Below are 14,084 nucleotides of genomic sequence, written 5' to 3'. Positions count from 1 at the left end.
CGCTCTCAGTCCCAGCCGTTCCTCGCTCACAATGTCACTCTCACAGCGCATCGTCCGCGGAGTCAAGGCCACGTTCGGCGCTGAACTGCTTCGACTCGGCGCGCAAGGGGCCATCACCCTGTTGCTCACGCGGGTGTTCCTCTCGCCCAACGAGTACGGTCTCATCTTCCTCGCCATCGCGGTCTTCTCGATCGCGACCCTCTTCGGGACCCTCGGGATTCCGAAATCGATGGCGAAGTTCGTCACCGAGTACCGGGAAACGGACGACTCCCAGATCCGCCATATCGTCCGCTCGTCGATCGCGTTCAACGTCGTCACCGTCGGACTCGTCTGCGTCCTGTTCGTCCTCTTTCGCGACGCGATCGCGGCCGCGTACGGCGAGCCGCGGTTGGAGCCGCTGCTGGCGCTCGGGATCGTCTTCATCGTCGTCAAGGTCGCCCACGGCTACCTGCTGATCGCGTTTCAGGGCTTCGGCGAGGTCACCCTGACCGCCGCGACCAGTACCGTCTCGAGCGTGGGCAGACTCGGCTTCATCGTGCTCTTCTTGGCCGCCGGCTTCGGGGCGTACGGCGCGCTGGCCGGCTTCGTCGCCGGCTATCTGGTGTCCGTGGCCGTCGGCGGCTACTTCCTCTACCGGATCCTCTCGTCGTACCCCGCGTCCGAGTCCGCCGAGCCCGGCCTCGCGAAGCGAATCGGTAGGTACAGTCTGCCGTTGACGGCTTCGCAGGGCGCGAACGTCCTCTACAAGCGCGTCGACACGCTGATGGTCGGGTTCTTCCTGACGCCGGTCGCGGTCGGCTTCTACGAACTCGCCAAACAGGTCTCCACGTTCGTGATCGCTCCCGCTGACTCGCTGGGCTTCACCGTCGCGCCGACGTTCGGCGAGCACCAGTCGTCCGAGCAACTCGACCGCGCCGCTCGGGTGTACGAGCGGTCGCTCGAGTACGTTCTCCTGTTGTACCTGCCGGCGGTCGCCGGGATCGTTCTCCTGGCGGAACCCGGGGTTCGGTTCGTCTTCGGCGACTCGTACACCGGTGCCGCGCCCGTTCTGCAGGTGTTCAGCGTCTTCGTCCTGTTTCAGGCGATCGATAAGATCACCAACGATAGCCTCGATTACCTGGGCCGGGCGACCGAGCGCGCGATCGGGAAGGGGCTCACCGGCGCGTTGAACTTCGGGCTGAACCTCGTGTTGATCCCGGCGATCGGCGTCGTCGGCGCGGCGACGTCGACGGCGCTCTGTTACGGGCTCATGGTGTGCTACAACGTCTATCTCATCGATCGGGAACTCGAACTGCACTGGCGGCGACTCGTGACATCGATCGCGGCGGCCGGCGGCGTGACGGTCGCGATGACCGCCGCCGTCGTCGCGTTACAGCCGTTCGTCACCGGACTCGTCACCCTGCTCGCCGTTATCGCCGCTGGCGTCACGGTCTGGGCAGTGCTCTCCGTCGCGAGCGGCCTCGTTGATCTCTACGAGATCAAGGCCCATATCTGACTGTCTCGCCGACCGCGGGCGAGCGACGAGTCGGTTTTCGCGCCGCCGTCGCGGTCGATTTGACCGGACTCGCTCGAGCCGACTGCCGAACCGGTCCGTCGCCGTCCCGACGACGGTGCGACCCGATCGTTGTCTTCCGAGTGCGACGGCTCCGCGTTCCGTACCGTTCTCTGATGTATTCCGTGACGAATCCGTAACTGCAGAGAACCAATTCGAATATTCGCAGGTGGTCTTAAAGCGGTACGTGTTCGATGTCAGTAATACTTGACTGATCGACAGTCGAGAGTGTCAATGCGTACGGACGAAACGACGGTAATACGCTATTACCTCGCCGCCGTATCCTGATTCCAATATAAGACATACGTACCGAGATACAATATATTAAACAACAAATATGGACGAATCTATTATAATCAGTTTATTTTATACAGAGATAAGGGGAAAGTTTATAGGGACATATTATCCTTAACCGAACGCATGGCACGCGACAATTCGGTATTGGATGACGGCGGTTCTGCGGGTAGCGGCCCCGAAAGCGGGGATACGAGCGGTAATAGTATCTTAATCGATCGCCGATCGTATCTGAAGCTGACGGGCGCGGCGTCCGTGGTCGGCGGTGGTCTCGCGACTGGCACCGCGGCCGCCGCGGAGGAGTACGAGGTCATCGAAGCCTCCAACGAGTGGTACACCATCGACGACGGTGAGGTCTTCGAGAACAAGATCATCGACTTCTCGAACGGCAACTGGTTCGGGCTCTACGCTCGAGAGTCGACGAACTGGACGATCCGGAACGTCGGCTTCATCGGCACCCACAGCTACGACAGGCACGCGATCGCGGTGGCCGACGTCGACGGCAACACGTCGACGATCGAAAACGTCTACATGGGCGACGGCTGCGTGCGCCCGAGCAGCTACAGTTCCCACGGGCAGTGTGGGATCTGGGTCGCGCCGGAGCACAGCGGTCACATCGATATCCGACACTGCAACGTCCAGGACTGGCCCAACAACGGGATTTACGCGTCCGCACCCGGATACAACGGCAACGGCGGCACGGTCCACATCGATCGCTGCTACGCGGCGAACAACTACGTCTCGAGCTTCCGTCTCAGCTCCGACGGCTCGAAGTGTACGGACTCCGTCGCGTACAACGACGGCAACGGCCGGTACAACGGTCGGTGTTTCTGGGGCTGGAACCCCGGACGGATGGAGGTCTCGGGCTGTGACTTCAGTTCCGGCTCTTATAACGACGCGATCCACCTCGGTCGGAACGGCGAGACGACGCGGATCTCCATCGAGGACACGCAGTTCGATGGCATCAGCCAGCGCGGTGACGTCAGACTTACGCGCGGGGACGGGCTCGGCTCGAACCCCGATCTCTCGATGCCCGAGGGCGTTCCGACCTCCGCGGAGGAGGCCGCGAGCGGCGGCTCGTCCGGGAGCCCGCCCAGCGACGAATCCGCGACCGACGACTCCGACGACTCGTCGCTGGCGAACACGATCGTCTTCGACGGGAACGGCACGTCGGACGCCACGAGCTACGAGTTCGTCGTCAGCGAGGCCGTCGAACCGAGCACCGACGAAAACGCGACGATCGACGAGGCGGCCTCGGTCGACGGCAACCGCGCCAGCGGCACCGTCGCCGACTACCTCGACGCGTTCCGCTTCGACGGCCAGATCGAGCGCCTGTCGGTCGACGGCAACGCGACCGTCCGGGTCAACGGCGTCGAGATCGACCCCGCAGACATCGACGATATCCTGGACAACGTCATCCTCATTAACGGGAGCGACGAGGACGCGACCCGCTACGAGTTCACCGTCAGTGGCGAGGCCGAACGGAGCAGCTACGACGGTGCCTCGATCGACGACGAGGACGCCATCGAGGGCGGCACCGTCTACGGCAGCGTCGCCGACTGGAAGGACGCGTTCCTGTTCAGCGGCGAGATCGAAGAGCTGACCGTCGACGGGCCGGGCACGGTTTCGGTCAACGGTGAGCAGGTCGATCCCGCCGACTTCGGCGACGACCTCCCGCACGTCCTCGAGGTACAGGGGCCGGGGAAGCCGGTCGGCTTCGAGATCACGGTCGACGGCACGGTCGAACTCGCCTCCGACGAGGAGCCCGAAGACGAAGCGACGACGATCTCCGGATCGACGGTCCAGAGCACCGTCACCGACGACAGCCTCCGATTCCGGTTCTCCGGAACGCTGACCGACGTGACGCTGACCAACGGGACGCCCACGATTACGGTCGACGGCGAGGAGATCGACCTCGAGGAGTACGGCGACCCCGAACTGCTTCCTCACGCGATCGTCTTCGACGGGACCGAAACGTCCGAACCGAGCACGTATTCGTTCCGCGTCGCCGGGAAGGTCATCCAGGCCGAGTACCGCGACGCATCGGTCAACGAGGACGATATCGTCGAGGACACAACGGTCCGCGGCGGTGTCGGTAACTGGCTCGACGCCTACTGGTTCGACGGCGACATCGAGGACTTCACGATCCTCGGCGACGCGACGGTCGACGTCCAGTACAACGCACGCGAACAATAACGCGACGCGGCGCCGATACCCGGTTCGACTCGTTCGAGTCACTGGTTCGCCTTTTCGTCCCGACTCTCACCGCTCGAGAATCATCTCAATCACGGCGCTCGGCGTCTCGGACGCGGCTCGAGGACGTCGTTGATTCAGAGAACTGGATTACGCGAGCGCGCTCCTCTTATCGTCGAGATCCGGCCTGAATCCGAAAGTAATACGATATTACCGCCGTTCTTCGACTGATTCTCGCAGCAGTTGCAGTCAGTGTGGTCTCCGTTTTCCGATCTCGTCGACCGCAACCGATCGAGAGGGAAGCGCGATCGATCGCGGCGATTCGTTCTCGACGCCGCCCGCGGATCGACGGCCGTCCGCTGGGTCCGTGGCGTCGAACGGACCCGTCTCGCGTTCGAGCCGAGACCGAGACGGGCCGCGGAGAGGCGCGACAGTCGTCGATACGGTCTATTTCGTAAAAATCGCGAAAACGAGCCGCAAAAACGGTCGCACGCGGGGAGTCCGCGTCTCGAGCGTCACGCGGCGGAGGGGGTCGCGTCAGCGGGGGTCGGAACGGCGTGCGTGGGGAGGGGGACGGATGCGTCAGCGGGGCGGACGGTGCGTCAGCGGGGGAAGGCGAATTCGCGTCAGCGGGACCGCTCGAGGACCGAGCGCGGCGTTACTCCTGCGAACCGGACGCCGCTTCCTCGGGACTCGTCGGGACGCCCTGCGGGATGAACGCCTCGGGGTCGGTGCCGACGCTGTCGCCGAGCTGGACGTTCGATCCGGCCTCTTCGGAAATCCCGGCCTGTTCATCGTAGTCGGTTTCCGCGACGGTGATCTCCGTCGGGTTGCCGTTCGCACCGGCGACGATGGCGTTGTTCTGGCCGTTCATCTCGATCTGGCAGCCCTCGACCTCGATCGTCCCCGGGGCCCAGCCCCAGATACCGCGGCCGACGTAACCGTGACTCTCGTCGACGTAGACGCTCGAGTTCGTGACTTTGCTCCCTTCGGTGGCCAGTCGGAAGTGCGAGACGTAACAGTTCGCGGCGAAGCTGCTGTCGATGTGGATCGTCCCGCCGCCCTTGTTGCCGGGTGCGGAGCCGTAGATCGCGTTGTCCGCGAAGTTCTGGATGTTGACGTTCTCGAAGTCGATGTGACCGTTGTGGTCCGGCGCGACCCAGAAGGCCGTCTGCCCGTGACCGTTCGGATTGCCGTTACCGGTGCTCGAGCCGTCGCCCAGGTAGACGTTCTCGACGGTACTGGTGCCGTTGCCCGTATCGGAGATACCGAACGTGGCGGACCCGGTACCGGAGGTGTTCTCGCCCTTGAAGCCGATGTTTCGGATCGTCCAGTCGCTGCTGTGGGCGGTGATGATGATATCTTGACCGGTCGTCATGTCGATGAGCTTGTTTTCCCACGTCTCACCGGCGTCGATGGTGATCGTCTGTCCCTCGGCTTCGATGACCTCGTAGTCGTCCTGAGCGGCGGCCGTGCCGGCTCCGCCGATCGCGGTCGCCGCGGTCGCCACCGCGGCGAGCGAGCGAACGTAGTTACGGCGGCTTAATCCGCTATTACGGCCTGCAGTCGGAGTAGATTCCGTCTCGGACATACGGGGGTTCTGCGCCATACATGTCCGTAACACCTTCTTACACTCATAAACTTTTTCTTGGAGCTATGGCTTAAATTTACGGAATATATTTCTAACACTGTAGATCGAGACACAATCTATCGATATTCGTTCACGAATATACGAACGAATTGATGACAGACCTCGTGGCTGTAATCGACTCTTTGCCGAGGAAACGAGGGCATGTCCCGCAGCGAGCCGATCTCAGTGCCGAACCCGGCGGGACGCTCGGATCGACCGTTCGGTATCGACGACACCGTTTCGGACGGACAGTATCGTCTTTCTCAAGTCGTAATAGTCTATTACCGGCCGTTTCGGCCCCTCTCAGAGGGACCACGCGAAGACAGGGTTCGACAGAGGACGAGTGGTCTCGAGCGACGGAGATCGATGGCGGCCTCGAGCGAGCGACGCGATCAGTCTCGAACCGTCGGTCGATAGTTCGCGAGCGCAGCGCCGACGCGGTATCTAGAACTTCGGCTCGCGAGGAGAAACCGAAACGCCGACCGGGACCGCCGCTACGGTTCGCTACTGACGGCGTACATCTCGAACTCGTCGTTCGAGACGACCTTGTTCGCGCCCGGGTGAGTGTCGAGTCCCTCGACTGCGGCTCTGCGGTAGTTGAGTTCCTGGTAGACGTCGATCTCTTTCGTCTTGTCCCACTCCGTGACGACGAAGTAGTACTCGTCGGTCGGATAGGCCCCGCTGTAGTTGCCCGACGAGAAGACGCTCGCGTTGACGGTTCCGGTGGACGCCGACGCGCCACCGATGGTATCGCCGCCGCCGGAGATACCGTTGATTCCGTGATCGTACCGGTAGGGGTCGTACCCCATACCCGCGTAGGGAACGCCCTCGGCCCCGTGATCGAAGCCGTCCTCATAGCCGCTCATCATTTCGGGGGTCACGTGCTGGCCCGGATTGTAGATCAGCGGCGACGCGAACACCGTCATCAGGCCGAGCACCAGACAGCAGCCGAGTACCAGGGCCGTGACCGCGTTCGCTCCCGGTCGCGTGAGCAACCTCGAGAGCCCGCCCGTGAACTGCGCCAGCGCGATTCCAGCGAGGATCGTGATGAGGACGTAGATGAAGCCGACCTGTCGAAACGCCATCGTCGGCGTTCCGACGAAGTAGACGGCGAACAGGCCGCCGAGCGGGATGAACCCGAACCCGACGTAGTTGACGAAGGACCTGCTCTCGGCGTCGAGGCTCGTTCGCCCAAGCCAGACGGCCAGGATGAGCAGGCCGACGAGGAGCCCGATGATCGCCGCGTCGAGGAACATCTTCACGAAGAGTTCGGCGAGGCTCCCGCCGATATCGGTCAGCGACGACCCCCGCTGATCGACCTCGGTCCCGGCACCGATGTCCTGGGCGAGCAGGCCGTAGACGAGTCCGGACGCGGCACTCCTGAACCGCTCGTTCCCCAGCGCCCAGAGCCCGAACATTCCACCGAGAACGATCGTGTGCGCGTACGTCGTCGGGTGCTCGAGCATCGGGTGATCGTCGAACCGTCGGCGAGCGAGGAACTGAACGCCGCTGATCGCGGCGACGAGGACGATGATATTGAACATCTGTTGGGGGTGGACCAACAGGAGCGCGAGACTAGTGAGATAGACGAGCGCGCTGAACGGCGACAGTCCGAGCGGGAGTCGTTCGACCGTCGACCGGCGTCGAAGATAGGCGACGATCGCGAAGACGACGGCGGGGACGAGAAACAGGGCGTTCGAGTTGGTGTGGACGCCCATGAACGTCGCGATGTTGTTGACCGGTAGCACCATCCAGGAGACGATCGCGGCGAGTCCGACCGCTAGTCCGCCGCCGGCCATGTCGCGGACGGCCAGCGGGACGAAGAGAACGAACGGAACGAAGAGAACGACCATGCCGATCAGGAGTCCGCGTTCGATCGGAACGCCGCCGACGAAGTAAAACACCGTCGCGATAGCGTGTAGTCCCGGATAGAACAGTTCGTGGGGTGCGGTTCCTCCGGAGATAATGTCTCGCGTCCAGCCCAAGTGCGTCATCGCGTCGCCCATCCCGGCGAAACGGTAGTTCCGGATCACGGGGAGGCTCACGATGGCCGTCACCGTCGTCCCGCCGAGTGCGATCCCGTACCCCTGTTGGCGACCGCGACAGGAGAGGGTCGTCCCGACTGCGACGGCGAGCGCGAGTGCGAATACGGCCCAGGTGGTCGTCGGCGAGCCCACGTAGACCGACGACTCGTAGGCGGTCGCCGGGTTCGCTCTCGCGATTAAAATCCCGATCGCGACCGCGATAAATCCGATCGCGACCGTCACGTTGAGCGTCGACCGTCTCATACCGTCTCACCGCGTTCGTCCGGGCCAGTCTCGATACGCATGTCTTGCTCTCCTCGTCGGCGCTGGCGGGGTTTGTTATCCGGCTCCTACCCTCAAAACCAGGTATGGGGGTGATTTGCACGCCTATACCGCCGAAATACCGCCTCGGTTTCCGCTCTCGCCGACCGTGGCCCTCGAGCGAGCGATCCGCGTCACGTCTCGGTATGAACGAGGTGACCCGTGACACTCACCGCCCGAGTATGCCGCCCCTATCGGTTGCAGACTGTCAGCTATGAATTGCTTTCTCGAGTGCTGATCAATCAACGGTTCTGATGGTTTTTGTAGGCGGTCGTGGTCCGCTGACTCGAGAGCGACCCGTCCTTCATCATGTCATCGATTATCATCGACCGGCTCACCGCCGACGACGGAACCCTCGAGTGTTCGATTCGATCCACGGCCGACCTCGAGCGGTTCTTCACCGACGAATCGTTCCGAACCGACTACGACGTTCCGATCGAGGACGTTCCCGACGGCGTGCTCACGATTCCGATCCTCGCGCAGGTCTGTCCGGTCGCGTGGGCCAACGGGGCCGACGTCTACGTCGACGAGGTCGACGCGACCTTCGCGCGGGCCCTCGAGGACGTGAAAGCGTCGCTGTGCGAGATGCACGACTTCCTCGAGGGTGGGACCCTCTACGCGCGCCGGACGATCGATCCGGAGCCGGAACCGGGCGACGAGAGCGGACTGCTCTTCACCGGCGGCGTCGACTCGACGTGTTCGTACGTCCGCCACCGCGAGGAGTCGCCGACGTTGATCAGTATCCGGGGCTGGACGATCACCCCGAACGCCGCCGACGACGGGAAGTGGGACGCGCTGCGAACGCGCGTCTCGCGGTTCGCCGACGACCACGACTGCGAGACCGCGTTCGTCGAGTCGAACATGCTTTCGTTCCTCGACCATCCGATGCTGTTGGCCCACTACAAGCGCCACGTCGACGGCGGCTGGTACAGCTCCGTCGGCCACGGGCTGGGGCTGCTCGGCCTCTGTGCGCCGATGGCCTACGCGCGCGGGATGACGGATCTCTACGTCGCCGCGACCCACTGGGACGGGATCGACCTCGAGTGGGGCTCGCGCCCCGACATCGATGATCACGTTCGGTGGACCGGGACGCAGTGTCACCACGACGGCGACGAACTCACCCGCCAGGAGCGCGTCGACCGCATCGCCGACTACGTCCGCAGCGAGGAGCCGACGCTCCAACTCCAGACCTGTAACGATCGGATGGACGGCAACTGCGGCGAGTGCGAAAAGTGCTACCGCACTGCCGTCGGGCTTCGCCTCTCGGGCCTCGAGCCGGCAGACCACGGCTATCCGTTCGCCGACTCGGACTACCGTCGGCTCCGGCGCTCCCTCGAGCGCGGCGACTGGGTGCTGGGACAGGACGAGCGCCACATGTGGGCGGACATCCGCGAGCGCGCCCGCGAAACGGAACCCGCCACGCCGGCCGAGCGGACCTTCTTCGAGTGGCTCGAGGGCGTCGATCTGGACGACTTGATCTCGGAGTCCGAACCGCCGCTCACCGACCGACTGCTCCGTGCCGGCGTGAGAAACGCTCCCGCTCCCGTCTACAACACCGTCTATCCGGCCTGGGTCACGGCGAAAACCGGCCTGCGGCGCATCCGTACCGGTCGATAGCCGTCGCCTCCGTCGGCTCGCTCGAGGAGCCCCCTTGAGCTGCGTCGCCCCGTCAGCCGATCGGTTCCGACGATTCGCTCCCGTCCGTATACCGCCGCCACGCTTTTCTCCCCGGTGCGGGAAACGGTACCACAATAGCCCGATGACCGTCGAAATCGACGACCTGGCCTCGGTCCTGCTCGAACACGCCCAAGACAAACTCGCCATCGTCGATGAAAGTGGTACGTACGTCTACGTCAACGCGGCGAGCGATCCCATTCTCGGCTACGAACCGGACCGGCTCGTCGGCGAGCAGTCTCAGGAGTACGTCCATCCTGACGACAGGCGGGCGGTCGCGGACCGGTTCGAGCAGGTCCGTTCGTCGACGGCGTCGTCGGTGACGGTCCGTTATCGCCACGCGACCGCGGACGGCGGATGGGTGTGGCTGGAGAGTCGCGTGACGGACCTGCCGGACGACGCCCTCGACGGCTACGTCATCAGTTCGCGGGACATCACCGATCAGGTGACCGCGGAACGGGAACGCCGCGACGCCGAGAGCCGACTGCAGACGATCGCCGGCACCGTCGGCGACGTCCTGTGGATGTTCGACGGCGACTGGTCGGAGCTGCTGTTCGTCAACCCCGCCTACGAGGACGTCTTCGGCCAGTCCGTCGCCGATCTCGAGGCCGACCCCCAGCAGTTCCTCGAGGCCGTCCACCCCGACGACGTGTCCTGCGTCCGGGAGGCCATGGATCGCGCCTCGAACGGGGAGTCCGTCGACGTCGAGTATCGCGTCAACCCGGACACGGAGTACAGTCGCTGGGTCTGGGTCCGCTCCGAGCCGATCGTCGAGGACGGCGAGGTCGACCGAATCGTCGGCTTCTCTCGAGACATCACCGATCGGCGGCGGCGCGAACGCCAGCTCGCCGTCATGGACAACCTGCTCCGTCACAACCTGCGAAACGACATGTCCATCGTCCTCGGCAACGCCGAGTGTATCGCGCGGGAGGCCGACGATCCGTCTCGCGGGCGCGCGGAGATCATCCGTCAGCAGGGACGGGAGCTCCTCGAGAGTGCCGACAAGCAGCGCGAGATCATCGAGTTACTCACTGAACGAGCGGTTCCCGAGTCGCTCGATCTCGTTCCGGTCGTCACTGACGCGGTCGAAACGGTCCGAGAGCGGTATCCGAACGCGACGATCGACGCGACGTTCCCGGCGTCGGCGACCGCGAGCACCCTCCACGAGATCGAGTTGGCCGTGACGGAACTCCTCGAGAACGCGGTGCGACACGAACGCGACGGGCTGTCGGCGCTATCGGTTACCGTCCGGACCACTCCCGAGACGGTCGATATCGTCTTTCGAGACAACTGTCCGCCGATTCCGGAGGTCGAGTTTCGCGTCCTGACCGGCGACTGGAAGATGGACGACGTCTATCACACGTCCGGACTGGGTCTGTGGCTCGTCTACTGGACCGTCGATCTCTCGAACGGTCGGATCTCCTTCGAACGATCAGAGAGCGGGAATACGATCACCGTGTCGCTTCCGCGCGGCCGGACCTGATCGGGTCCCTCGCGATGACCGGTCTCGCCCGGTGACCGACTCGAACGTCGGGCAGTCGGAGCGCTCACTCCATATAGCCGAGCCCCTTCAGCCGGTCCTCGACGTCGTCGAAGTCCTCGTCGACCTTCTCGCCGTTCTCGATCCGGCCCACCGTCGTCCGCTCGACTTTGGTCGCCGCCGGCGTGCCCTCCTCGTCGAAGGCGTCGAAGAGTACCCGTCCGTCGGCGTTTTCCGGCACGGGCTCGCCGATTCCGTGCAGCAGCGTCGGCGCGACGTCGACCACTCGAGCCCCGCGCAGGGTCGCGCCGGGGGCGATCGACGGGCCGCGACAGAGGACGATCCCCTCGCTGCGGTGGCTCGCGTCGTAGGTCCCCGTATCGCCGCGGATTTCGTCTGACATCCCGCTCCGGGACTCGTAGACGCCGCGGCCGCCGACCACGAGATCCGGCGAGTCCTCGTCCGTCGGGAACAGGTCGTCCCCGTCGTGGACGACCAGGAGGGGGTCGCCGTCGTCGTCGGTCGCCGACTCGAACGCGGCCCTGATATCGGCCTTCACCTCGGGGACTTCCCGCGGCGAGACGACGCCGCTGTCGAAGCGCTCGGTGTCGTTGATATAGCAGTTGCCGGTGTCGTGGACGAAGGCGACGGTGCGGTCGTAGTCGACGTCGTAGAGGGCGTGATCACCGGGGATCTGTTCGGCGACGGAGTCGACCAGCCGCCGGGGCAGCGACTGGACGAGGGTCTCCTCGGTGATGCCGACCCGATTGAGCGCCCCGGTGATGGCGTCTCGAGAGATTCCCAGGCTCGCGAGCGCCCCGCGGGTTCCCTCGTCCTCGCGTCGGAACAGGTAGCCCTCCTGCTCCAAGATGCGGTTGACGTAGACGAGTTCCTCGATCGGACCGAAGCCGTGGTCGGAGACGACGTAGAGGTCCGCGTCGTGCTCGTCCGTGTACGCCATGACCTCGCCGAGTATCTCGTCGAGTTTCTTGTAGTGAGCGAGCAGTCGGTCCATGTCCCAGATGAGGTGCTGGAACCGGTCGGGCGCGGTGTAGACGAAGAAGAACAGCTGCCAGTCGTCGCCGGCGCGGTCCATCTGGATCTCCATCAGCTCGCGACGTTTCGTGAGCATGTCGTCGACGGCGACCTCGAAGTCGTCCAGCCGATCGGCGTACTCGGGATAGTCGAGGCTGATGTTATAGTTCGGAATCCGGGAATCGATCTCGTCTTGCAGGTCCGGTGGATGCGTGAACTCCCGGTCCGTCGAGGGCGTCATCATCCCCGTGACCATGGTGCCGTCGATCTCGCGGGCCGGATACGTCATCGGGACGTTTCCGACGTGGGACGGTCCGAGCTGGTCCCAGAGGGCCGGCTGTGCGAGATCTCGACTCGTGTACATCTCGTGGCTGTATTCCGAGGAGAGGTTCTGAAAGCCGTAGATCCCGTGTTTGTCCGGCCACACTCCCGTAGCGATCGACGGCCACGCGAGCGGCGTCGTCGGAGGGCGAGTGCTATCGAGCGTTCCGGACGCACCCTCCTCGCGCATCCGGGCGAAGTTCGGGAGTTCACCCTCGTCGCTCCATTGCTCGATGAGTCTCCACGGCACGCCGTCGAGTCCGAGCACGAACGCTCGCTCGGAGGGAGTCGTAGATCCGCTCATGATTATTGTATGAGACGTCGAAGACGCCTGCTGTCCCGTAGGTTGCCCGATGAGCGCTTTGTTATAGAGAGGTTTCAGGGCTTGACCGCCTCGAGCCGTCGCTGTTCGGTGGCGTTAACCCGTCGGGCCCTCCGCGACGGTCTCTCGTCGACTCCCGCTCGGCTCGAGTGCCTCGCGGTCGCCGGTCGCCGTCCCGACAAGACGTCCATAACAAAGCCACCCAAACACGACCGTCCGGATATGAGACGCATTCAATCGTGGTGGGATCCGTGGGCAGCGTCGTAATCTCCCTCGACGCCGAGCTCGGCTGGGGATTTCACGACCTCGTCGAGCCGCCGACGGAACGCGTCGAGGCCGGCCGCCGCGGCTGGTCGGCCATGGTCGAGTTACTCGAGGAATTCGACGTGCCGGCGACGTGGGCCGTCGTCGGCCACCTCATGCTCGATTCCTGTGATAGCGTGCACGCGGAGCATCCGGCCCCCGACGGCTGGTTCGAGCGCGAACGGGGCGAGTGGGCCGATCGCGAGGATCTCCGGTTCGGTCGCGACCTCGTCACCGACGTGCTCGAGTCCGAGGCCGATCACGAGTTCGCCAGCCACTCCTTTTCGCACGTGCTGTTCGGCCGCCCGGAGACGGACCGCGAGCTCGCAGACGCCGAACTCGAGCGCAGCCGCGAACTCGCGGCCGACTGGAACCAGTCGATCGACTCGTTCATCTATCCGCGAAACGACGTGGGTCATCGAGACGTATTAGCCGACCACGGTGTCACGGCCTATCGGGGGAAGTCGCCGACCAGAGACGGCGTCCGGGGGGTCTTCGATTCGACGATCCGTGACCAGTCGATGCTGGTCGAACCGACCGTCGACGAGTACGGCCTGGTCAACGTGCCGGCGTCGATGTTCCTCTTCGGGTTCGAGGGCCCGGCACGGACCGTCGCCGAGTCGATCTGGGAGGACCCGATGGTCGCGCTGGCTCGCCGCGGGATCGACGAGGCCGCGCGCACTGACGGGCTCTTCCACATGTGGCTCCACCCGAACAACCTGACTCACGAGCGGGACGACCGTCGCATGCGGGCGATCCTGTCGCACCTCGAGCGCCAGCGGTCGGCGGCCGATCTCACCGTCGAGACGATGGCCGACGTCGCCCGTCGCGTCGCGGGACCTCCGAGTAGCGCCGAGCGGGCGACGGCGAGCTGGAGCTGATCGCTGGCTCCGGGCGACTTGCCAGTAGCGACCGAAGGCACCCGCTACTCGCCC

General features: G+C 64.4%; 8 protein-coding genes. 5 read left to right on the top strand and 3 right to left on the bottom strand.

Translation table 11 applies throughout. The features are described from left to right. The first annotated feature begins 31 nt into the window (after nt 1–31). Both LDH66_RS03940 and LDH66_RS03935 read left to right on the top strand, forming a co-directional pair. Nucleotides 32–1,495 (top strand): flippase, encoded by a 1,464-nt coding sequence (locus LDH66_RS03940; RefSeq protein WP_226479771.1) that lies wholly within the window; start codon nt 32–34, stop codon nt 1,493–1,495. A gap of 477 nt (nt 1,496–1,972) precedes the next feature. Then, on the top strand, nt 1,973–4,042 hold the full coding sequence (locus tag LDH66_RS03935) for a right-handed parallel beta-helix repeat-containing protein (RefSeq protein WP_226479770.1): 2,070 nt from the start codon (nt 1,973–1,975) through the stop codon (nt 4,040–4,042). 655 nt (nt 4,043–4,697) lie between these two features. Here the strand turns inward: LDH66_RS03935 and LDH66_RS03930 are convergent. Together LDH66_RS03930 and LDH66_RS03925 are read right to left on the bottom strand one after the other, a co-directional pair. Then, a complete protein-coding gene (locus LDH66_RS03930) occupies nt 4,698–5,648 on the bottom strand; it encodes a hypothetical protein (protein ID WP_226479769.1) in 951 nt (316 codons plus the stop codon). Nucleotides 5,649–6,163: 515 nt separating this feature from the next. Further along, nucleotides 6,164–7,957 carry a hypothetical protein gene (locus tag LDH66_RS03925; protein WP_226479768.1) on the bottom strand — a complete coding sequence of 598 codons (1,794 nt, stop codon included), beginning with the start codon at nt 7,955–7,957 and terminating at the stop codon, nt 6,164–6,166. A gap of 366 nt (nt 7,958–8,323) precedes the next feature. On the opposite strand from LDH66_RS03925, the gene LDH66_RS03920 reads away from it, so the two are divergent. Beyond that, nucleotides 8,324–9,631 carry a hypothetical protein gene (locus LDH66_RS03920; RefSeq protein WP_226479767.1) on the top strand — a complete coding sequence of 436 codons (1,308 nt, stop codon included), beginning with the start codon at nt 8,324–8,326 and terminating at the stop codon, nt 9,629–9,631. 142 nt (nt 9,632–9,773) lie between these two features. Then, entirely contained in the window at nt 9,774–11,171 is a 1,398-nt protein-coding gene (locus LDH66_RS03915) for a PAS domain-containing sensor histidine kinase (RefSeq protein ID WP_226479766.1), read from the top strand. A 64-nt stretch (nt 11,172–11,235) separates the two neighbouring features. On the opposite strand, the gene LDH66_RS03910 is transcribed toward LDH66_RS03915, so the two are convergent. Then, nucleotides 11,236–12,828 (bottom strand): alkaline phosphatase family protein, encoded by a 1,593-nt coding sequence (locus LDH66_RS03910; RefSeq protein ID WP_226479765.1) that lies wholly within the window; start codon nt 12,826–12,828, stop codon nt 11,236–11,238. A gap of 269 nt (nt 12,829–13,097) precedes the next feature. On the opposite strand from LDH66_RS03910, the gene LDH66_RS03905 reads away from it, so the two are divergent. After that, nucleotides 13,098–14,030: a polysaccharide deacetylase family protein gene (locus LDH66_RS03905; RefSeq protein ID WP_226479764.1), complete on the top strand. Its 933-nt coding sequence runs from the start codon at nt 13,098–13,100 to the stop codon at nt 14,028–14,030. Nucleotides 14,031–14,084: the final 54 nt, after the last annotated feature.

It is taken from the genome of Natrinema amylolyticum, assembly GCF_020515625.1.
In the GTDB taxonomy this organism is placed as follows: Archaea; Halobacteriota; Halobacteria; order Halobacteriales; family Natrialbaceae; genus Natrinema; species Natrinema amylolyticum.
The sequence above is the reverse complement of the archived record's forward strand: the minus strand, read 5'-3'. Positions and strand labels throughout refer to the sequence as shown.